The following is a 22,119-nucleotide window of genomic DNA, read 5'->3' as shown; positions in this document are numbered from 1 at the left end:
TGAGGCCGAGGTATAAGCTCCAGGTGAAGTTGCAGTATAAATGCCGTGCATAATGGGGTAGAATTATGCGCCATGAGAATTAGTTGTCTTTTTGAAAAGGGATTTGTTAAGCCATGTTGGTCTACAACGCCACCAAGCAGCAATTTATCGACGATGTGCGAGCCAACATCATCGCCGATGCCATACAGAACGAGGTGGCGAGAAAACTGAACCGAAACTCGCCGCGCAATGAGGTGAAATCTTGGGAATGTTCTCTCCGTTTCATGATGAGCGCCCTGCTCGAAGAAGGTATTCCCGCATCGGCTGGCGTGGCCATCGAGTATAACATTCCGCTGACCAATCGCCGGGTTGACTTCATTCTGACCGGCAAAAACCATCAACGGGATGATGTGGCGGTCATCGTGGAACTGAAACAGTGGCAGTTCGTCGAAGTGACGAAGAAAGATGCCATCGTGCGCACCCAACTGGGCGGCAGTGTACGCGAGACTAATCATCCTTCGTATCAGGCGTGGTCCTATAGCGCGCTGATCGCGGACTACAACGAGACAGTACGCTCCGAGTCGATAAGCTTGGTGCCCTGCGCCTATCTGCACAATATGAAGCAAGCAGATGAAATCAATGATCCATGCTACGAGCCGCACACCAGTCTGGCTCCAGTCTTCATCTCGCCAGACGCCCTGAAGCTCTCGGAGTTTCTGAGCAAGCACATTAAGTATGGCGACAGCAACGGAATTATGTATCGCATCGAGCATGGTGTGATAAAGCCGAGCAAAAACCTGGCGGATGCGCTGGCATCTATGATGCAGGGAAACGCCGAGTTCCTGATGATCGACGAACAGAAGCTAGTCTATGAAACCGCTATCGATCTTGCGCATCGTGCAGGTAGCGAAAACAAGAAGTGCCTGATCGTCAAGGGCGGGCCGGGCACCGGCAAGTCGGTGGTTGCCATCAATCTGCTGGTAGAGCTGACAAAGCGCGAGATGATGACGCAATACGTGTCACGTAACTCTGCACCTCGGGAGGTCTTCAAGAAGAAGCTGACCGGCACGAGCAAAAAGACCCATATCGACAACCTGTTCAAGGGCTCAGGCAGCTACGTCAACGCAAAGCCTGATACTTTCCATGTGCTAATCGTGGATGAAGCGCACCGCCTGAACGAAAAGTCCGGCATGTATCAGAATCTGGGAGAGAGCCAAATAAAAGAGGTGATCACTGCGTCTCGCTTATCGATTTTCTTCATCGATGAGGCACAGCGCGTGACGCTCAAGGACGTGGGCACGGTTGAGGAGATCCGGCGGCGGGCTGCTGAATGTGGGGCCGACGTGCAGGAGTTGGAGCTGGCGTCGCAGTTTCGCTGTAATGGTTCGGATGGTTACCTAGCATGGCTAGATAATGCCCTTCAGATTCGCACTACGACCAACATCGATCTGAGTGACATCGATTACGAATTCCAAGTGTTTGATGACCCGTCAGCGATGCGCCGGGCGATTATCGAGAAGAACCGAAAGACCAACAAGGCGCGCATGGTAGCGGGTTATTGCTGGCCCTGGGCGAGCAAGAAGGACAAGCACGCCATGGATATCGTCCTCCCCGAACATGGCTTCGAGGCCCAGTGGAACCTTGATGATGACGGCATGCTGTGGGCCATCGCTGAAGACTCCGTCGACCAGATCGGCTGCATCCACACCTGTCAGGGGCTCGAGTTCGACTATGTGGGCGTCATTATCGGAGAGGACTTCGTTATTCGCGGCGGTCGCGTGGTGACAGACGCTGGGAAGCGGGCAGAGCAGGATCGTTCCGTGCGTGGCTACAAAAAAATGTTCAAGGAGCAGCCCGAAAATGCTCGAGTCCTGGCGGACCAGATCATCAAGAACACCTATCGCACACTGATGACGAGGGGGCAAAAGGGCTGTTACGTCTATGCTACCGATCTCGAGACTCGAGAGTACTTTTCGGCCTTTGTTCGTTTGCAAGAAGCGACCGAGCCACTGGACGTGGCAGAGGATACCGGTACGCTGGATGATTTGCATCTTCCCATCATGACGCGTGATGAGGTAGTGCCATTCGAGCGCCACGTACCCGTGTACGACCTGAGCATCGCCGCTGGAGAATTCGGAGAGATGCAGATCGCCAACGCTGAATACTGGGTCGAGCTGCCCGACTTCATGCGAGTAAGCCCCGACCTGTTTGTCAGCCGGGTGGTGGGGGAGTCTATGAATCGACGCATCCCTAATGGTGCCTGGTGTCTGTTCCGTGCGAACCCTGGCGGCACACGGCAAGGTAAGGTCGTCGTGGTGCAGCATCGCGCTATTGAAGACCCTGACCACGGCGGTAGCTTCACGATCAAACTGTACCAGAGCGAAAAGATCGAAGAGTATGGCGAGTTGATGAATAAGCGCATCGTGCTAAAGCCCCAGACCAATGCCTTCGGCTATAAAGATATCGTGCTTGAGGAGGAGCTTGATGATCTAAAGGTCATAGGCGAATTCCTTTCCGTGCTGTGAACGAGTAGGTGACCGAATGGTTGCCTATGCCGATGTCGACTGGATAGCGAACAGCAGAGTAGGCATGCCACCGCTATCCGATACTGCAGAGTAAGGTGATTCTAGAGATGTCAGATCCGTTCAAGCAGTTCCGTGATGCCATGGATCAGTTTGCCGCCGAGCGCGACTGGGACCAGTTCCACTCGCCCAAGAACCTAGCCATGGCGCTGACGGTAGAGGCAGCTGAGTTGCAGGAGTGCTTCCAGTGGTTGACCGAGGCGCAGTCGAGGGAGCTGGATGAGCTACAATTGGCCGCAGTGCGCGAGGAAATTGCCGATGTCCAGCTCTATCTGATTCGGCTGGCGGGCAAGCTAGATGTGGATATCGAAGCGGTATGCCGGGAGAAAATGGAGAAAAATGCGGAGAAATATCCCGCAGACCAAGTGAAAGGCAGCGCAAAAAAGTACACGCACTATCAGAATTGATTTAAGCATGAGCCCATGCTCGCGCTCGCGACGTTCTGTACGAAAACTCTGCTTGTTACACTGACCTCGTTCTTGCAGAAGAAGATGTCAGGTGTCGAGACGCTGCGAACTCCCAGAAGACGCCTGGGAGTTGATCGCCGATCTGTTTTCCCGTCCGCAGCATACCGGTCGCCCGCGCCGGGATGGCCGCCTGATGCTCAACGGCATCTTCTGGGTACTGTGCTCGGGGGCAGCGTGGCGTGACCTGCCCAGCGTTTCGGTCCCTGGTCGACGGTCTACCAGCGGTTTCGCGACTAGCGTGACGACGGCACCTTCACCAAGGTCCGGGAGCGATTGCAAACCCGCCTGCGCGAGGATGGGCTGATCGATCTGCTCTGCGACGCCAAGGTGTCCCTTTGAATTTTCTGCTCTCCACAGGCCAGCACAGCGACATTCGCTATGCCCAACTGCGGCTCGAACAGGTCCGCTTGCCCAGCGCTCACCGAGATCGCCCGCGCTCCCGCCAACTGCTCGCCGATAAGCGCTACGATGCCGAGGACTTACGCCGCTATTGCGATCGGCGCGGCATCCGTCCGGTGATCCCACAGCGCAAGGGCGTGCGCAAACCCAAGCCCGGCCGCCCTCGGACACTCAACAAGCCCAGCTATCGCAAGCGTAATATCATCGAGCGGTTGTTCGGCTGGCTCAAGTTCTGCTAACGAATCGCCACCCGTTACGACAAGTTGGCGATCAGCTTCTCGGCAATATTCACGCTTGCTTGCATCCGCAGATGCCTCAGGCATTACTTTTCGTACAAAACGTACGGCGCTCAGAGCGTCGCTTCGGGGGCGGCGATCAGGGCCATGCGGACGAGTTCGGCGAGTGAGCCGGCGCGCATCTTTTCCATCACCCGGGCGCGGTGGGCCTCGACGGTCTTGGCGCTGACGCCGAGCGCGGCGGCGATCTCCTTGTTGGACTTGCCGTCGGTGACCATCGCCATGACCTCGTGCTCGCGCGGGGTGAGTTCGGCCAGGCGCATGGCGATCTGGGCGCGGGTGGCCTGGGAGGCGCGGTGGCGCTCGTCGTAGTCGAGGGCGTTGCGGATGCTGTCGAGCAGGTCCTCGTCGTGGAAGGGCTTCTCGATGAAGTCGAAGGCGCCGGCCTTCATCGCCTTGACCGCCATGCTCACGTCGCCGTGGCCGGTGATCAGGATCACCGGCAGACGGTAACCCTCGCGGGCGAGATAGCTCTGCAGCTCCAGCCCGCTCATCCCCGGCATGCGCACGTCGAGCAGCAGGCAGCCGGCGCGCCCCGGGTAGTGGTTGGCGAGGAAGGCGTCGGCCGATTCGAAGGTCTGTACCGACATCCCCGTGGACTCGATCAGCCACTGCAGCGAGGTGCGCATGGCCTGGTCGTCGTCGACGACGAACACGGTCGCGTCATGATGCATTGCTATTCCCAACTTGCGATGGTTGCTGTGCCGTCTCCTCCGCCTCGGCGACGGCGAGCGGCAGCGCGATGAAGAAGGTCGAACCGCGCCCGGGCATCGACTCGGCCCAGATGCGGCCCTCGTGATTCTCGATGATGGTCTGGCTGATCGCCAGCCCCATCCCCATGCCGCTCTCCTTGGTGGTGACGAAGGCGTCGAACAGCTCCTCGATGCGCTCCGGGACGATGCCCGGGCCGCTGTCGCGGATCGCTACCCGCGCCTCGTCGCCTTCCTGCCAGGTGCGGATGCTCAGCTGCCGCGTGAACGCGTCGACCTCTTCGAGGGCGTCGAGCGCGTTGCGCACCAGATTGAGCAGCACCTGTTCGACCTGGACCAGATCGACCCGCACCGGGATCGGCTCGGGGGCCAGCGCCAGCGCGATCGCCAGATCCAGGCGCCGGGTCTCGAACTCGACGAAGGAGCAGACCTCGCGCACCAGGTGGTTGAGATCGGCCTGGGCGCGGATCGGCGGTTGCTTGCCGACCAGGGCGCGCAGCCGGCGGATGATCTCGCTGGCGCGCTGCGCCTGAGCGGTGATCTGCCCCATGGCGCCGATCAGCGCCTCGGTCTCGCCCGCCCCGCCCTGCAGCCGCCGCGTACAGCCGCTGGCATAGTTGACGATCGCCGCGAGCGGCTGGTTGAGCTCATGGGCCATGCCGGTGGCCACCTCGCCCATGGTGCTGAGACGACAGACATGGACCAGCTCGGCCTGGTGCTGGCGCGACTCCTGCTCGGCACGGCGCACCGCGGTGATGTCGCGGGCGTAGATGTTGACATAGCCGAGGTCGGCGATGGGCGCGAACAGCAGCGAGAACAGCTGACCGGCGACCTCGAGCTCGCACTCGCGCTGCTCGGCGTCATCGAGCGCCTGGGCGACCTCGGCACGCCACGGCTCGGGGAGCAGGTCGCCGGGCTGCGCCGCCCAGGCGGTGAGCAGCGGACGCGAGGCGTTGTTGGCATAGACCAGCAGCCCGCTGGCGGTGACGCGCAGGATGGGGTTGGGGCTCTCGCTGGCGAAGCGCGCCAACCCCTTGATCTCCTGCTCGGCCTGCTTGCGCTCGGTGATGTCGTGGATATAGAGGGTGTAGAACCGCTCGGACTCGAGCACGATCGGGGCGATCGAAATCTCCACCGGCACCTGCTCGCCGTCGGCGCGCAGCGCGCGCAGCTCGCCGCGCCCCTGGGGTCCGGCGTCGGGACGACGCGAGCGCTCGAGCAACACGCTGAAGCCCTCGCGTGCGGTCTCGGGCAGACAGTCGCGCACGAACACCAGCCCCAACGCATGTTGACGACGATGGCCGAGCAGACGCTCGGCGGCGGGGTTGAACTCGATGACGTGACCGGCGTGGTCGAGGGTGACGATGGCATCGAGCGAGGCCTCCATCATCGCCGCCTTGAGCGCCTCGCTCTCGCGCATCTCGGCCTGATGACGACGGTTCATCTCGTCGCGCGCGGCCAGTACCAGCTGACTGAAGTGCTGGATCCACTCCTCGAGCAGCACCAGCTGGTTGCCGCCATGGTAGTCGAAGCCGGGCTCGGCGATGCCGAGGGCGCGCTGGGAGAAGCGCGTCATCCGCTTGAGCACCTTGTTCAGCCGCGAGGAGACGAGATAGATCACCGCGGTAAAGACGATGATGAACACCGCCGCGGCGATCCCGCGCTGGCGCCGCTCGAAGATGCTCACGTGGCGCGACATCTTCTCCACCGCCGCCTGCGAGACGAAGGTGGCGAACAGCAGATTGGAATCGGCGCCCTCGTACTCGGGCAGGGTCTGGGAGGTGATGACGTAGAGCGCGTGCCAACGATCGAGCGTGGTGCCCGGCGGCAGGCTCGCGGTATCGAGGCTGGCGACGATGCGCTGGTCGTCGCCGTCGACCAGCGCCACCGCGGCGCGACCGACGTCGACCCCGCGCTGCGAGGCGGCGAGGAAGTCGTCGTCGACCGGCACCAGCACCACCAGATGTCCCATGTCGTAGCCCCCGGCGTCGATCACCGAGTCGCTGACGATCAGATAGAGCTGCTCGCCGAGACGATCGATCACGGTGCGCACGTCGCGGGTGTCGAGCAGGTTGGAGGGCACCTGTACGGCGAGACGCTCGGGCACCGGGCGCTCGCCGGCCTGATAGAGCTCGCGCACCCGACCCTCGACATCGGTGAGCAGCACATGGCTCGGCGGGCTGAGGGCGTCGCGCTCGAAGAAGTCGGGCAGCCAGTGCGGGCGGAACTCCTTGTAGAGCACCGGCGGGTCGGTCGTCTCGCGCGACCAGAACAAGGGCTCCAGATACTCCGAGAGACGCTGATAGTTGGCCAGCAGCCGGGTGGTGGCGGCATAGCTCGAGAGATAGCGATCGAAGCGGATCAGGCTCTCGCGGGCGCGCAGTTCGAGCTGTGCCTCGAGCTCCTGGCCGAAGATCTTGTTGACCTGCCGACTCTGGATCTGCTCGAGCATCGCCCACACCACGAGCCCCGCCGTCAGCCCCACCACGATCGAGATCAGTGGCATCGGCACGCGTCGCAACAGACGGAACAAAAATGGTTTAATGACGATCCGCTTCAAGCTTGGCAACTCAACTCAAACAACCAAAACACACCAATGGACACCATGGACTTCGATATCACCCGCGCCCAGACCCCTTCCCTGCTGCGACGTCTCGGCGCGATCTGCTACGACGGCCTGCTGCTGGTCGGCATCCTGATGATCGCCACCGGGCTCGTCTCCATCCCCTATGGGCTGATCACCGGCAGCGACTACTACCACAACGCCCTGGCGCTCAACCTGATGCGCCTGATCCTGGTGGCCGTGGTCGGCGCCTTCTTCGTCTATTTCTGGACCCACGGCGGTCAGACCCTGGGGATGCGCGCCTGGCGCCTGCGCGTGCTCACCGACGAGGGCCAGCCGCTGACCACCGGCGCGGCGATCAAGCGTTTCGGCTGGGCCTTCGTCAGCCTGCTGCCGGCCGGCCTGGGGCTGCTGTGGAGCCTGTTCGACGGTGACAAGCTCGCCTGGCACGATCGCAAGTCGCAGACCCGACTGGTGCTGGTCGCCAAGCAGTGAAGCGTCGCACCGGGCGCCGCGCGGCGCCCGGTGCGTTCAGCCGACCCGGCGCAGCAGCACCATCGCCCCGGCGCTGAACAGCAACGGCGGGGCCAGTGCCGCAAGCAGCGGGCTCAAGCCGAAGAGCAGCGCCAGATAGGCCAGCGTCCGGCTGATCAGATAGTACAGGATGCCGATCAATACCCCGGCGAAGATCCGCCGCCCCATTCCCGAGCTGCGCGCCGAGCCGAGCAGGATCGGGATCGCCACGAAGATCATCGACAGCGTCAGCACCGGGTGCAGCACCTTGCCCCAGAAGGCGACCTCGTAGGCGCCGGCGTCCTGACCATTGACGCGCATGAAGCGGATGTATTTGTAGAGCCCCCACACCGGCAGTGCCTGGGGCTCGGCCACCACCACCTTGAGCAGTCCCGGGTCGAGCATCGAGTCCCAGCGCGCCTGGGCGATGCGCTCGACCTCCACCCCGTCGGGCCGCACCCGACTGCGCGCGATGCCCTGCAGCACCCAGCCATCGTCGACATAGCGCGCCCCGTCGGCATGGGTCGACACCAGGGTGCCGGCGACGGCATCGACCTGGAAGATCGAGATATCGCTCAGGCTGGTGCCGGAGCGGATCTCGCGGATATTGACATAGGCGCCGTCGTCGACCGCCCAGAAGCCGTCGGCGGTCTGCTGCGCCACCTCACCGGAGAGCGCCTCGCGCCTGAGCTCGGCGCCGCGCTGCTCGGCCAGCGGCGCGAGCACCTCGCCGAGCACCACCGCCAGCAGCGCCAGCAGCACCCCGCCGAGCATCGCCGCGCGCACGATCTGCGCCACCGACACCCCGGCGGCGCGCAGCGCCACCAGCTCCGAGCGGCTCGCCAACGTGCCCAGGCCGACCAGGGCGCCGATCAGGGTGGCGATGGGAAAGAGCTGATAGGCATAGCCCGGCAGGCTCAACAACATGAAGGTCATGGCCCCGCCGAAGCCGAAGCCGTCGACTCCGGCGGCCTCCATCTCGTCGGCAAGGACGAAGAACCCGAGCAGGGGCAGCAACACCCCGAGCGTCACCAGGGTGCCGACGACGACGGCGCCACCGAGGTAGCGATCGATGATCCGCATCGCTCAGCCCCGCCCCCGACGGGCGATGCGAGACGAACAGGGGGCCAGGAGGCCGAGTTTCAGCACGCGCATTTCTTCCGGTAGACTCGATGCCCACATCCTAACATCCGCGCGCGGGCCGACCCTCACCCGATCGACCCGACGACGCCGGATGATGCACGTCGAGTACACACCTCTCGCGGCCCCGGCTGCGGCACCCGACCGGGCTGCCGATCCGTGCCGCCATTGCAGGAGTCCAGCATGGAATTCAAGATCAAGACCGGCGACCTCGCCAAGCAGAAGACCCCCTGTCTCGTCCTCGGCGTGTTCGAGAAGCACAGGCTCGGCGCCCCCGCCGAGGCCGTCGACAAGGCCTGCGACGGCCAGCTCACCGCGCTGCTGAAGAAGGGCGACATGAGCGGCGAGAACGGTCGCACCCTGCTGCTCTACGGCCTGCCCGGGGTGGCCGCCGAGCGGGTGTTGCTGGTCGGTTGCGGCAAGCGCAAGGAGTTCGACCGCGCCGCCCAGCGCAAGGCCGTCACCGCGGCGGTCGACGCCCTCGCCCAGCTCAACGCCGGCGAGGCGCTGTGCACCCTCGCCGAGCCACTGCCGCGCGAGGCCGATCGCTACCTGGCGCTGCGCGACATCGTGGTCGCCGCCGCCGCGCGCGACTATCGCTACAGCCGCACCAAGGACACCGACAAGCTGCCCAAGGTCACGCTCAAGCGCCTCGCGCTGTGGGTCGAGAAGAAGGCGCAGCAGACCGAGGCCGAGCAGGCGATCGCCCATGGTCGGGCGATCGGCGATGGCGTCGCGCTGGCGCGCGAACTCGGCAACCTGCCGGGCAACATCTGCACCCCGAGCTATCTCGCCGAGCAGGCCGAGACGCTGGCCGCCGATCATCCCAAGCTCACCACCGAGATCCTCGACGAGGCGGCGATGGCCGAGCTCGGCATGGGCGCCCTGCTCTCGGTCTCGCGCGGCAGCCGCCAGCCGGCGAAGCTGATCGTGATGCACTACCGCGGCGGCGCCGAGGACGCCAAGCCGGTGGTGCTGGTCGGCAAGGGGCTGACCTTCGACGCCGGGGGCATCTCGCTCAAGCCCGCAGCGCAGATGGACGAGATGAAGTACGACATGTGCGGCGGAGCGAGCGTGTTCGGCGCGCTGCAGGCGGCCTGCGCGCTGGGCCTGCCGATCAACCTGATCGGCGTGGTGCCGGCCTCGGAGAACCTGCCCGACGGTGCCGCCAACAAGCCCGGCGACATCGTCACCAGCATGTCGGGCCAGACCATCGAGATCCTCAACACCGACGCCGAGGGTCGGCTGATCCTCTGCGATGCGCTCACCTACAGCAAGCGCTTCGACCCCGAGCTGGTGATCGACCTGGCCACCCTCACCGGCGCCTGCGTGATCGCACTCGGCGCCCACGCATCGGGACTGTTCACCGCCGATGACGCGCTGGCCGAGGAGATCCTCGGCGCCGGCGACCGCGCCGGCGACCGCGCCTGGCGGATGCCGCTGTGGGACGACTACCAGCCCCAGCTCGACAGCAACTTCGCCGACATGGCCAACGTCGGGGGTCGCGAGGGCGGTGCCATCACCGCCGCCTGCTTCCTCTCGCGCTTCACCAAGGACTACCGCTGGGCGCACATCGACATCGCCGGCACCGCCTGGCTCGGCGGCAAGGAGAAAGGCGGCACCGGTCGCCCGGTGGCGCTGCTCACCGAGCTGCTGCTGACGCGCGCCGGGGTCGCGCCCAAGGCTGGCTGAACGAGACGCGCCCCGCCGGACCGGGTCCGACGGGGCGCGCATCGGGCCGGGGATGATCCCCGGCCAACGGCTCAGGCGGCGCGCTCAGCGCGACCAGTCGCGCATCAGGTACTCACGCAGCATGGCCTCGGCATCGATCCGTTTCAGCCCCTCGTTGAGGGTCTGACGCCAGCGATCGCCCTCGGGCCCGTTACGAAAGGCCGCAAGCAGTGCCTTGGACTCGAGCAGCCGGGCGTTCATCCGCACCGCCCCGGGCTCAACCGGTTCGAGCAACGGATCGCGCGCCAGCAGATAATCGAGCACATGGCTGTCGATCACCGCGGCATCGAGGCGCTCGGCGGCCACCTTGCGTGCGTTCTGCGCATCCGAGACCACCGTCTCGACCTGGATGCGCTCCTCGGCGACGGCGGCATCGAACGCCGCGGTATTGACATAGCCCTGCACCACGCCGATGCGATAACGCTCGAGATCCTCGATCGTTTCCCAAACGACCGGCTCGGCGCTGCGCTCCACCAACCCCAGTGGCCCGTACCCGAGTGGCTCGGAGAAGGTGAACTCCTCGCTCTCGTAGGCATACTCGGGCAGGTAGGCGACGAACCCCGTGCCCGGGGTCGTCACCAGCTTCACCGCCCGCGACCAGGGGTAGAACTCGACGATCAGTTCATCGCCCATGGCAGCAAAGGCCGCCCGCGCCACCGCGATCACCGCCCCCTGTTGCGGCAGCTCGGCACCCGAATAGGGTGGCCATTCGAGCGAGGTCATCCGTACCGTTTCGGCGGCGGCCGGGGCCGCAACCAGCATGCCCAACAGGGCTGCCAACACCTTGCCGTTCATGAGTCCTCCTTAGAGATGGCTACAGGGCGAAGCTCCGTGAGACGCTGAACAGCACACGGGTGTCGCCCGCCGCATAGCTCAAATCGGTGCCACTGACCCCGAGCGAGAAGTCGAAATCCTGCCACGAGCGGTTGGCCATCACCTGCCAGTGGAGATAGCTGTCCTCGCCCTCGTCCCAGGCGAAGCGATCGCTATCGAGGCTGGTCGAACGGTCGACCCAGGCCGAGACCGACCAGTCGTCGTTGATCTGGAGGTCCTTGCGCAGCATCACCACCACGTGGCCGACGTCGAGGCCGAAATAATCGTAGGTGTACCAGACATTGAGGTTGAAGCCGGCGTAGCCGAGCTTGACGTAGGCCTCGGGGTAGTTGCCGTCGCTGCTGTGGGTGGCGCCGTGATAGGTGTAGACGGCCACCCCGGTGTCGAGACTGATCCCGGTGTCGAACTCGGTGGCATAGCCGAGATAGGTATCGAACTCGACATGGGTGTCGTCGTCGAAGTCGACGTTCGAGGCCCAGGCGCCGCCGTAGATGCCGCTCTCCCCGGCCCAGTCGAGACTGGCCTGGAGCGCCGGCTTGTGGCCGGTCTGGGTGACGCCGTTGAACAGATAATCGGAGACGCCGGTGAAGGTCGCCGACCAGTCCGCGTGCGCCGGACCGGCGAGCGTGGCCCCCAGAACGGCGGCGAGGGCGGCATGCTTGATGGTGTCGTTGTCTTGTTTCTGCATGTATTTCTCTGGCTGTTGAGACATGGGCGCAACACCGCACCTGGCCACGCGATTGAGCGGGCCATTTCGGGAGAGCGCACCCCCCGAGTCACGCACGGAATTGCACCCGGTCCGCGAGCGGGCGCCACGATGGCCCGCCCCTGGCTGAGATCAACTCGGATCCCTTGTGAGACGTCACACCGGAAGGCGTGACGGTGGCGCGAAACCTCGCGCGCACCCAAATCCATTGGGAGCGGAGCAGCGTCCGCCCTGCCTGGCCGACACCGATCCGGGCACCGACGGGCGCCTCCTGATGAAATGGACGAGCCTCCCGTGGCCGTCCAGGGTCGCTCAGAGCCGGAACTTACCAAACAGCGCGCGCAATCGCGTCACGCTGGCCGCCAACCCCTCGCCCGAGTCGCTCGTGGTCTGCGAGGCGGCGACGGTGCGCTCGTGGACCTGCTGAATATTGCCAACGTTGCGCTCGATCTCGGCGACCGTGGCGCTCTGCTGCTCGGCGGCGGTAGCCACGCTGCTCATCATCTCGATGATTCGCTTGATCGCGGCATCGATCTCCTCGAACGCCTGACCAGCGGCGGAGGCCTGGTCGACACTATGGCGCGACTTCGCCCGCCCCGTTTCCATCGCGCTCACCGCTTGTTCGGTGCGCCGCTGCAGACCGGCGATGGTCTCCTGGATCTGCGTCGTCGACTCCTGGGTACGCTGCGACAACACCCGCACCTCGTCAGCCACCACCGCGAAGCCGCGCCCCGCCTCACCGGCGCGCGCCGCCTCAATCGCGGCGTTGAGCGCGAGCAGGTTGGTCTGATCGGCGATGCCGCAGATCACATCGAGGATGCCGGTGATCGCCTCGGTGCTCTGGCGCAGTTCACCGATCACATCGGCGGCCTGATCGACGCTCTCTGCCAGCTCACCGTTGGAGAGATTGGCCGCGCGCACCTGATCGAGACCGGAGCCGGCACACGTGCCAGCCTCTTCTCCAGCCTCGGCCACCAGCGCGGCGTTGCGCGCCACCTCGTCGGCGGTCGCGCTGAACTCGTTGAGCGCGGTGGTGAGCATATAAAGGTCTTCCTGCTGCTGGGCGAGCTGACGGCTGAGATCGCCTGCGGTGTCACTGGTGCGCTGCGCAGTGCCGCTCAACCCGCCGATCACCGTCTCGACCTCGATGACGATCTCGCGGATCGAGCCGATGAAACGGTTGAGCGCCTGTGCCAGCTCTCCGAGTTCATCGGCGCGGTCGCTCTCGACCTGCTTGCTGAGGTCGCCCTCGCCCTCGGCGATATCGCGCACCCGCGTCAAGATCCCGGCCAGCGGCTTCAGCACCAATCGGGTCAGGGCGAAGCTCACCGAGACCACCAGCACCAGATTGAGCACGAGCACGATCAACACGTTGCGCACCAGCGCCTCGTGCACGGCCTGGCGCAGCGGCTCGGGCGAGACGAAGAGCGACACCCTGCCCAACGGATTCTCCAGCCCGTTACCGGTATAGACCAGCTCGCGCGAGACCACATCCACGCCTTCGGGCTGTGGCATGCGCTCAATCGAGGCGACCTCGGGCCGAGCGGAAAAGCCGGCGACGAACTCGCCATCCACCCCCTCGACGGCCACGGCGACGATCGCGGGATGCCCCATCTCGCCACGCAGGATGTCATCGACCGTGGCCATCGCGAAATCCCACAGCGGTTTGGGCAGACCGGTCTCCAGCCGCTCGAAGGCGGCGGTGATGTCATGCTGCTGACGCGCCGTCTCGGTAGCCTCGACCCGCATCACGTCCCAGACGCCATAGCTGACCAGCACCACCGAGACCACGAGGATGAGTGCCAGATTCAGTTTCGTCTTCAGACCGCTTGTCATCTTGCTCAAATCCCTCGGTGGCAGTTGGCGAATCGCTATCATCGGGTCGGGAGCGGCGGGGCGTCATAGAGACCGCAACCTGGCCATCGCCCCTGACATCGCCGATCAGCAAAGGCACCGCCAAGCGATCCGGCCAATGAGACGAAACGGTGAAAGAGGTCGGGCAGAGACGGCATTCGGTCGCCCGAGCCGCGGGATCCGGTTGCAGATAGCTGCCGTCCATATCCGGACTATTCTGTATAAGCGCATCGTCGCGAAGGGCCGGATCGGCAGAAACAGGCGGGTGCCGCTTGACAATAGCCACGGCGACATGACTTAAGACAGGATCCTTGCATGCCCACGGCGATCCACCACGCAGCGATTGAGCACTTGGAATCCCCATGCGGGACAGCAGCGACAGCTCGAAGCCGGCCAGGGCCAATGGTGACACAGACGTTTGCGCGCATCATCACATGCCCCACGTCGCAAACTCAACCATCGAGGCATGTCATCACAGGTTCACCAGCGCTGATGACTGGACGAGGGCGCACGCGCCCGGCGCGGTCATGCGTTGCTCCCTACAGGGACGGGGAGCGCGCGAGGAGTGCATCCAACCCCATTGACATGCGCAGCGGCAATCCATGCCCGAGGCTTCGCAGACTGAGAAGTTGAGCAGCATGATTCATAAGAATTCCATCAAATTCAAATTGATATTCGTGATCTCGGTGATCACGCTGCTGCTGATGTGCGTCCTCTTCTTCCTCCAGCTCTACAACTCGTTCCGGCTCGAATCGGCGATCGAGCGCAGCAGCCTCAGCACCCTGCAGGACTATATCGAGCAGGAACACACGGCCATGGTCGACAAGTTCGAGGAGGACATCGAGCACTACCTGCAGATGATGGCCCTCACCGTCGCCCACGAACTCTACAATCTCAACCTGCTCTCGCTCCAGGACAAGACCGACAAGCTCGTCCAGCACCAGGCGGTGTGCTCGATCGCGGTGATCGACAACCTCACCCACGAGGCGATCGCCAGCGCGCGCCGCCAGGGGGTGAGCGGCTGCATGCCGCGCACCCTGGAGATCGTCTACAACGACGAGTCGATCGGTCGGCTCGAGGTCGAATACACCCTGGCGCCGATCCAGCAACTCATCGGGGAGAAGCGACGCCAGCTGCACGAGACCCGCGAGCATCTGCACGAGGACATCGCCAGCGCCACCCGTGAGAGCATCATCGTCCAGACCCTGATCTATCTGCTCGTCACCCTGATCCTGGTTCGCCTGACCGCGCGCCAGATCAATCGCAACATCATCAACCCCATCTACGCCCTGATGGACGACATGCAGCGCATGCACAGCCAGGACCCGGTCGCGCTGCAGCTCAGGAATCGCCCCCACAGCAACGACGAACTCGGCAAGCTCAGCCGCTATTTCTACGACAACATCGCCGAGCTGATCTCCCAACTCAACCAGCGCGCCAACTACGACAGCCTCACCCGCCTGCTCTCGCGCCAGCGCCTGATCTACGACATCGAGCACGCCGCCAGTTTCAACCTCGCGATCCTCGACATCGACCGCTTCAAGGAGGTCAACAACTTCCTCGGCATGAACGCCGGCGACGACTTCCTGCGCTCGACCGCCACCCTGCTGCGCCAATTCTTCGCCCACCAGCCCTACGCCATCTACCGCCTCAACGGCGACGAGTTCGCCATCTTCGACAGCCGAGGCGATGCGCTGGAAGCGTTCGAGATGCACATCCTGGCCTTCGTCGAGCGCTTCGGTAACAAGGAGCAGACCGTCAAGGGCGAGACCATCACCGCCTCGATCAGCGCCGGCATCGCCAGCAGTCGCCACCCCAGCCCGATCGTCGCTGCCACCACCGCACTCAAGTACGCCAAGCTCAAGCACACCAAGATCGCCACCTTCCAGGAGGACCTGCCGATCCTCAAGGAGTACCAGCAGAACCTGAAGACCACCCGGATCATCCGCAAGGCGATCACCCAGGACTGGATCACGCCTCACTTCCAACCGATCCAGGACGTCCGTACCGGCCGGGTCTGCAAGTACGAGGCACTGATGCGCATCAGCGACGCCGAGGGCACCCTCTACACCCCCGCCGAGTTCCTCGCCGTCTCCAAGCGCTCGGGCAACTACAAGGAGCTGTCGGCGAGCATGCTGCGCAAGTCGGTCGCCTGCTTCAGCGCCACCGAACTGGCCCTGAGCATCAACCTCGCGATCGAGGACATCGAGGAGAGCGACATCCTCGACACCCTCGAAACACTGCAGCGCCAGCACGGCGTCATGGACCGACTGATCTTCGAGATCACCGAGCAGGAGGGCTTCTCCAGCCCGGAGCGGATCAAGGCGTTCATCGATCAGGTCAAACGCCTCGGCGCACGGGTGGCGATCGACGACTTCGGCAGCGGCTACTCCAACTTCGAGACCCTGATCCATCTCGATATCGACTTCCTCAAGATCGACGGCTCGCTGATCAAGAACATCCTCACCGACCCTCATGCCGAGGTCATCGTCGAGACCATCGTCGACTTCGCCCGACGCCTCGGCATCAAGACCATCGCCGAGTTCGTCAGCGACGAGGCGATCTATCGCAAGATCGCCTCCCTGGGAATCGATTTCGCCCAGGGTTACTACATCGGCAAGCCCGCGCCGCTGATCAGCCACAAGGTGCGCAGCGCCGATCTCTGATCCATCACTGGGGTCAGCCGCGGGCGCTGGGCTATAATCCGGCGCCATGAACCCGCTCTCGCTGCTGCACCTCTCCTCCGGGCCGATCCGCAACCGTCTGCTGCGCGATCTCATCCTGCTGGTCGCCGGCACCGTCGGCCTGCTGGTGCTGATCAACGTGTTGCTGATCGACGACATCAAGCACGACCTCGCCGGCAACCGCATCGAGTCGGCCTCGGCGCTGGTGCGCGACGAGGTGCGCGGCCTGCTCCTCCCGGTGCAGCAACAGCTGCTGATCGTGCGCGACGGCATGGAGAGCGCCGGGCTCGGCCCGCTCGACGAGCAAGCGCTCAACGAGCGTCTCACCCCCATCCTCGCCCACATGCCCCAGGTCGCCGGCGCCATCGAGGCCGGCGCCGACGGCGCCGAATACTTCCTCGGGCGTACCCGCGAGGGCTGGCTGACCCGGGTGCGCGACCCCGAGGATCCGCAGCGGCTGCGCATCACCCGCTGGGACGCCCACCTCAAGGCGCTCGAGACCCGTGAACAGGGCAGCGATTACGATCCCCGCGACCGCCCCTGGTATCGCAACGCCACCGCCCACCCCGACACCCAGGTATGGAGCGCGCCCTACATCTTCGCCTCGCTCGGCCTCCCCGGCACCACGGTCGCGATCGCCCGCGAACAGGCGGGCGAGCTGCGGGTGAGCGCGCTCGACGTCACCCTCGAGCGCATCGTCGGCACCATCGAGGGGCTCGATCTGCCACCGGGGGGCTACGGCTTCCTGTTCAACGGCGACGGCGGCGTCTTCGTCCCCTCGCCCGAGGTCAGCGGCAGTCACGCCAGCGATCGCGCCGCCAGCTTCTTCTCCGCGCACGAGCGCCTCGGCGGCCCGCTGGCCTTCGATGCCGTGGCCGCCTGGAAGGACGCCGACCGTCCCGCCGACGGGCTGGTGCGCTTTCGCAGCGGCGGACGCGACTGGTGGGGCGGCTTCCGCCCGCTGACCGACCACCCCGAGGGCGCCTGGGTCGCCGTCGCGCTGCCGGTCTCGGCCACCCTCACCATCCTCCAGAGCCGCTGGCACATCGTCGCGCTCACCGCGTTCGCCATCCTCGCCGCCAGCCTCACCATGGCCTCGGTGGTAGTGCGCAAGTACAGCCGCCAGCTACGCGACCTGCCCAGGCTCACCATCGATCGGCGCCATCCGCAGCAGGACCTGCGCGAACTCATCCGCAGCGGCGAGGGCGCGCACCTGGAGTTCAAGTCCACCATGCGGATGAACCTCCACACCAAGACCCCGGGCAAGGAGATCGAGCTGGCCTGGCTCAAGGGCGTGACCGCCTTCCTCAACACCGAGGGCGGCATCCTGCTGATGGGCGTGGCCGACGACGGCACCCTGCTCGGCATGGACGCCGACAAGTTCGAGAACGACGACAAGTGCCAGCTGCACTTCAAGAACCTGCTCAACCAGCACCTCGGCCCCGAATACGCCCGCTACGTGCGCTTCTTCCTCCTCGAGCTCGACGGTGTGCGTCTCGGTGCGGTCGAGTGCGAGCGCGCCGATGCGCCGGTGTTCCTCCACGACGACAAGAAGCGCGAGCTGTTCATCATCCGCAGCGGCCCCTCCAACATTGAGCTGTCGATCAGCCGTGCGCTGAAATACATCCGTACCCGCTTCTGAGTCCGGTCTCCACAATCTTTCCGCAATCCCTGCACCGAGCCTGCACCCGCCCCACCTAACCTGAAGGTGTCGGAGCAAACGGGCTCCACCGCCGCCCAGCGGCGCGCCCATTCCAACCAGCAGGAGCGCAGAAGATCATGAACACCCGACTCGACACCCCCCGCATCCGTGGCATCGCACTCGCCGTCGGCCTCGTCGTCGCCGCCCCGATCGCACTCGCCATGCCCTTCGGCCCCGGATACGGCTACGGCCCGGGCGACGAGTTACCCATGCCCATGGCGCGCATGGCCGACCGCCTCGACCTCGACGACGCCCAGCGCGACCAGGTCCGCGTCATCCTCGACGAGGCCCGTCAGGCCCGCGAGCAACAGCAGCTCGAGACCCGCAAGCGCATCAACGAGCTGCTCACCGACGCGCAGCGCGCCGAGCGCGACCGGCTCAGCGAGCGACGCATCGAACGCCGCGTCGACCGACTCGACGAGCGCGTCGGCCTCACCGCCGAGCAGACCCAGACGCTCACCGAGCTGTTCCAGCGCCAGCACCAGCAGCTCGACCTCACCCGCACCGAGCTGCGCGAGGCGGTCGCCGAGATCCTCACCGAGGAGCAGCGCGCCGCCCTCGACACCCCGATGCAGCGCCGCGGCCACCACGCGCCGATGCGCCACCACGGCCCGGGCCCGATGCCCGGCGGCTACCCGATGATGCCCGGTGATTGCGATCGGTTCTGAACACTCAACCAATCACTGCAAAAGGAAACCGGCGCGCCCTATGTAGACGCGCCGGTTTTTTGTGGAATAGGCCGAGGTCCCCCCTGAATTTCGTCCCCCAAGGATTGACGTAGACTGACGATCAACGCTTGGAGAGCACGATGCAGAAGATCCCGAAGCGGGTATACAGGCTGGAGTTCAAGGGGCAGGCGGTCGAACGGGTATAGTCGGGGCACAACAGCTACAGAATACATGTGGCGGGGTCCTCATCGTCGAGTCCGAGCTCCAGCCCTGTATCCGGTTGGTAGTAACCAGAGCGAAGTCGCCAAAAATATCCGATCGGATCGGCATAGTCCTCGGGATGAAAACCACGGCGAGTATAAACCGTGACGGTGCGCTGCTGGATATCGGCCGCCAGCGCACGCAGCGCTTCGCGGCGCTCCCAGCGGTCTGGGACCGCGAGCGCGCATTCCAGCGCGAGCCTTAGCCAGTCCTCATCCTCGGCCAGCGCCAGAAAAGACGTTTGCTCGCCCGTCTTTCCCCGTAGCAGGCTTTGAATATCCGGCAGTTCACCCCAACGGGCGAAGGCTTCGGTCAGCTCCGCCCCCGTGTTTTTGCGCGATCGGATGAGATCGAAATAGCGCCGACTCAGGTCCAACACAGCATCCTCACCCAGGGCCTCTGGTTGCTCGGCGAGCACCTCGCGGGTCGCGTCGAGCAGGACCTGATCATAAATGATACCGGCATACTCACGGCCCTTCGGGCTGCTGAGCGAGACGATCTCGACCTCGCCACCCTGATCGCCGAGACGATTGTGGCGGTTGCAGCGCCCGGCGACCTGAATCAGGGCATCCAGCGGCGCAAAGTCGCGGATCACGATGTCCATGTCGATATCCACGCCGGCCTCGATCGTTTGCGTCGAGACAACAATGCCCGGTTCGCCCGGACGCAGCGCTTTGATGGCCGCGATCTTCTTCAACCGGTCGCGCGGCGTGACATCGGCGCTGATGAGCCAGACGGGAATGTCCGGGAATTGTGCGCTGACGGCCCGCCACACAGCCTTGGCGCTGGCCCGTGTATTGAGGGTGATCAGCACGCGCCGTCCTTGCGCTCGCCACTCCGTCAGTCGCGGCACGAGCGCCTGAATGAAGCCGTTCAGATCCTGACGTTCACGGTGACGAAACCGAAGCCGATAGCGCCTGAACTGCCCGAAGATCGCGGCGACCCGCGCGCCATCGCCTGCCAGCTCGCGCGCGCCAGTGAGCAGCGCCGGCTGCGTGGCCGACATCAGCAGCACCCGCGTCGTGCTCTCCGCGCACAGACCACGCAAGGCGTGGTCGACCAGATCCCAGAGCCGGCAAGGCAGCGTCTGCACCTCGTCGAGGACAATCAAGGCATCCATCAACGCATGAAAGCGCATCTGATGCCGCGTCTTCGGCGAGCAGAGCGCCAACAGGAGCTGATCGAAGGTGGTGACGATGATCTCGGAGCGCCAGGTGTCGAGATAGAAGCGGGTATAGGCCGAGCCGAGCGCGGCGCCTTCCACCTCGTACTCGGCGTGCGAGAGCGAATGGCTGGCGAGCAATCGATCGGATTGGGCGCAGCCGGCGGGGTCCAGCCCCAATAGGGTGCGGTATTCCTGCTCGGTCTGGTCGACGATGGAGAGAAATGGCAAGGCGATGATGATGCGCGGTGGCGGGCCGTCCTCGGCCAGCCGGGCGCGCTGGGCCAGCGCCCAGGTGGCCGCCAGCAGGGTCTTGCCGGTGCCGGTGGGGAGGGTCAGGGTGCAACAGGGATGCTCGGCATCGGTGGTGGTCAGGATCTGGGTGCGCAGTTCATCGCGCAGACGGTTCAGGGGCGTCTCGGGTAAGCCTGCCAGTCGGGCGTCGACGCATTCGGGTGCGAGCTGTGGACGCGGCTGCTGGAAGTAGCGCCGCAACTGCTCCTCGCGCAGCGCCAGAAACGCCTTGTCCGACTCCAGCAGCAGCGCAAAGAGGAACTGGCTCCAGAGGCGGAAGCCAACCGCCTCGGCGAGCGGCAAGGCTTGCAGACGCTCGCCGACACGCTGGCGGCGAAACAGCCAGCGGCGGGCGTCCTCGAAGTCGCCCTCCGTCGCCGCCAGATCCAGGCCGCTGGCCCGCCCGAGGGCCTGCCGGTCGAGCGAGGCCCACTGCTCCAGTAGTGCATCGCCTTCTTCGAGAATCAGGCGGTCTTCCAGATAATCCAGCGTAGCGAAGCCCACATGATGCCCGGCGATCGCCTGAGTCAAGGCCAAGGCCGGCAGGGCGTCCCAGCCCTGGGCCTTGGCCCAAAGCAGCATCAGGGCAGCCGATAGAGTCGAATGTTCTTTGGCATGGGCCTCACCGCGATAGCGGGCGGGATCGGCAATATAGTCCTGGAAGGCTAGGCTACCCTTGCCGAGATCGTGACCCCGAACCAGGGCCGACAGCACAATCGCGGTCTCAGGGCGCTGCGTACGGACTCTGAGCGAATGCCCCGCAAGCAGAAACTCCCCCGCTGCGCGGACTTGTGCCAGGTGCTGAGGCAAGCGCAGAGTGGGCTCGAAGTGCGATAGCAGCTCGGCATCGCTCATAGAAAGAGCCCCGTCCAGTTTCCGACTCGCCACGCGGCCTGGGTATCGACCGGAAACGGCTGACCGCGATGCTCTAGGTAATAGGACGCATGCTGGAATACACGCTCCGCACTGACGTGACGCGGCATCCGCATCAGATGCACAGCCACCTCCTCCTCGGCCAGAACGCGTACCTCGCTCGCCGAACAGATACCCTGAACGAGATGCCGCCCCACGGGAAGCGCAACGGCATGCTGACGGGAGATGAACTCGACATCACACAGCAGCTCGGACAGCCCCATGCAAGGCGTGAAGTGCCAGCGCCGATCGCGGATGCGCCCGGCCAGCTCGTCGAAGCGATCGGGCTGGTCGGGCCAGGCGACATGGACCCGGTAGCGCGGAGCGAGCAGCCATTCCTGATTTAGCAGCGTTGCCTTTTCCGGTGTCGGGCGTTCCGCGCCGCGCTGGGTGCGCTTGACCTCGCGTGACAAGGCAGCGGGGGGATCCTTGCGAATCTTGACTCGATGCCAGAAGCGACGTGGCATCGGACCGCTCACCGCAACCCGTGTCTCAGCCAGATCGACCGCCAAGGCATCCTTTTCCAGTCCGAGGATCGCGCCAAGCAGACCCAAGACGGCGGTGCGGGGCGGCATGGGATAGCTGAGCGCGTTGACGGTCGCTTCGGCTCGCAGGAAGTGGCCGTATTTTGCCGACCAATCGAAGCTGAGGGTGTCCATGGC

Annotated in this window: 15 protein-coding genes and 1 pseudogene; 8 read left to right on the top strand and 8 right to left on the bottom strand. The window is 64.6% G+C overall.

Translation table 11 applies throughout. The annotated features are described in order from the left end of the window. The first annotated feature begins 113 nt into the window (after positions 1 to 113). From EBL84_RS03965 to EBL84_RS03955, 3 genes and pseudogenes are all read left to right on the top strand, one after another. Positions 114 to 2,504 (top strand): DNA/RNA helicase domain-containing protein, encoded by a 2,391-nt coding sequence (locus EBL84_RS03965; RefSeq protein WP_123139632.1) that lies wholly within the window; start codon positions 114 to 116, stop codon positions 2,502 to 2,504. 107 nt (positions 2,505 to 2,611) lie between these two features. Continuing rightward, complete coding sequence (locus EBL84_RS03960; RefSeq protein WP_123139761.1) at positions 2,612 to 2,968, top strand: nucleotide pyrophosphohydrolase; 357 nt, start codon at positions 2,612 to 2,614, stop codon at positions 2,966 to 2,968. Between the two features lie 91 nt (positions 2,969 to 3,059). Then, a pseudogene (locus EBL84_RS03955) lies at positions 3,060 to 3,768 on the top strand (IS5 family transposase); the annotation flags it as partial. A gap of 8 nt (positions 3,769 to 3,776) precedes the next feature. On the opposite strand, the gene EBL84_RS03950 reads toward EBL84_RS03955, so the two are convergent. Both EBL84_RS03950 and EBL84_RS03945 read right to left on the bottom strand, forming a co-directional pair. Then, the gene (locus EBL84_RS03950) at positions 3,777 to 4,397 is read right to left on the bottom strand and encodes a response regulator transcription factor (protein ID WP_123139631.1); all 621 of its coding nucleotides are present in this window, start codon (positions 4,395 to 4,397) and stop codon (positions 3,777 to 3,779) included. Further along, positions 4,387 to 6,939 (bottom strand): ATP-binding protein, encoded by a 2,553-nt coding sequence (locus tag EBL84_RS03945; protein ID WP_123139630.1) that lies wholly within the window; start codon positions 6,937 to 6,939, stop codon positions 4,387 to 4,389. Before EBL84_RS03945 ends, EBL84_RS03950 begins: the two co-directional genes overlap by 11 nt. A gap of 99 nt (positions 6,940 to 7,038) precedes the next feature. Here EBL84_RS03945 and EBL84_RS03940 point away from each other — a divergent pair, with 99 nt between their 5' ends. Beyond that, complete coding sequence (locus tag EBL84_RS03940; RefSeq protein WP_165913438.1) at positions 7,039 to 7,491, top strand: RDD family protein; 453 nt, start codon at positions 7,039 to 7,041, stop codon at positions 7,489 to 7,491. A gap of 36 nt (positions 7,492 to 7,527) precedes the next feature. Here EBL84_RS03940 and lptG read toward each other — a convergent pair whose 3' ends face one another. Beyond that, positions 7,528 to 8,592: an LPS export ABC transporter permease LptG gene (gene lptG, locus EBL84_RS03935; protein ID WP_123139628.1), complete on the bottom strand. Its 1,065-nt coding sequence runs from the start codon at positions 8,590 to 8,592 to the stop codon at positions 7,528 to 7,530. 240 nt (positions 8,593 to 8,832) lie between these two features. On the opposite strand from lptG, the gene EBL84_RS03930 reads away from it, so the two are divergent. After that, positions 8,833 to 10,341, top strand: a complete 1,509-nt coding sequence (locus EBL84_RS03930) for a leucyl aminopeptidase (RefSeq protein ID WP_123139627.1) — start codon at positions 8,833 to 8,835, stop codon at positions 10,339 to 10,341. Between the two features lie 84 nt (positions 10,342 to 10,425). Here the strand turns inward: EBL84_RS03930 and EBL84_RS03925 are convergent, their stop codons facing one another. The 3 genes from EBL84_RS03925 to EBL84_RS03915 all read right to left on the bottom strand — a co-directional run bounded on the left by EBL84_RS03925 (position 10,426) and on the right by EBL84_RS03915 (position 13,756). Then, positions 10,426 to 11,175: an ABC transporter substrate-binding protein gene (locus tag EBL84_RS03925; RefSeq protein WP_123139626.1), complete on the bottom strand. Its 750-nt coding sequence runs from the start codon at positions 11,173 to 11,175 to the stop codon at positions 10,426 to 10,428. Positions 11,176 to 11,194: 19 nt separating this feature from the next. Beyond that, positions 11,195 to 11,902 (bottom strand): TorF family putative porin, encoded by a 708-nt coding sequence (locus EBL84_RS03920; RefSeq protein ID WP_123139625.1) that lies wholly within the window; start codon positions 11,900 to 11,902, stop codon positions 11,195 to 11,197. A 330-nt stretch (positions 11,903 to 12,232) separates the two neighbouring features. Next, entirely contained in the window at positions 12,233 to 13,756 is a 1,524-nt protein-coding gene (locus EBL84_RS03915) for a methyl-accepting chemotaxis protein (RefSeq protein WP_190287876.1), read from the bottom strand. 695 nt (positions 13,757 to 14,451) lie between these two features. On the opposite strand from EBL84_RS03915, the gene EBL84_RS03910 reads away from it, so the two are divergent. From EBL84_RS03910 to EBL84_RS03900, 3 genes are all read left to right on the top strand, one after another. Beyond that, positions 14,452 to 16,440, top strand: a complete 1,989-nt coding sequence (locus tag EBL84_RS03910) for an EAL domain-containing protein (RefSeq protein ID WP_190287875.1) — start codon at positions 14,452 to 14,454, stop codon at positions 16,438 to 16,440. A 46-nt stretch (positions 16,441 to 16,486) separates the two neighbouring features. After that, positions 16,487 to 18,100: an RNA-binding domain-containing protein gene (locus EBL84_RS03905; protein WP_123139622.1), complete on the top strand. Its 1,614-nt coding sequence runs from the start codon at positions 16,487 to 16,489 to the stop codon at positions 18,098 to 18,100. A 137-nt stretch (positions 18,101 to 18,237) separates the two neighbouring features. Next, positions 18,238 to 18,828 carry a Spy/CpxP family protein refolding chaperone gene (locus EBL84_RS03900; protein WP_123139621.1) on the top strand — a complete coding sequence of 197 codons (591 nt, stop codon included), beginning with the start codon at positions 18,238 to 18,240 and terminating at the stop codon, positions 18,826 to 18,828. A 220-nt stretch (positions 18,829 to 19,048) separates the two neighbouring features. Here the strand turns inward: EBL84_RS03900 and cas3 are convergent, their stop codons facing one another. Continuing rightward, on the bottom strand, positions 19,049 to 21,400 hold the full coding sequence (gene cas3, locus EBL84_RS03895) for a CRISPR-associated helicase Cas3' (protein WP_123139620.1): 2,352 nt from the start codon (positions 21,398 to 21,400) through the stop codon (positions 19,049 to 19,051). Beyond that, positions 21,397 to 22,116 (bottom strand): CRISPR-associated protein Cas5, encoded by a 720-nt coding sequence (gene cas5, locus EBL84_RS03890; RefSeq protein ID WP_123139619.1) that lies wholly within the window; start codon positions 22,114 to 22,116, stop codon positions 21,397 to 21,399. The genes cas3 and cas5 overlap by 4 nt, the downstream gene beginning before the upstream one ends. Positions 22,117 to 22,119: the final 3 nt, after the last annotated feature.

This window comes from Marichromatium sp. AB31, from assembly GCF_003718685.1.
GTDB lineage: Bacteria > Pseudomonadota > Gammaproteobacteria > Chromatiales > Chromatiaceae > Marichromatium > Marichromatium gracile.
Note: the sequence above shows the minus strand (reverse complement) of the source record. Positions and strands in the feature narration are given on the sequence as shown.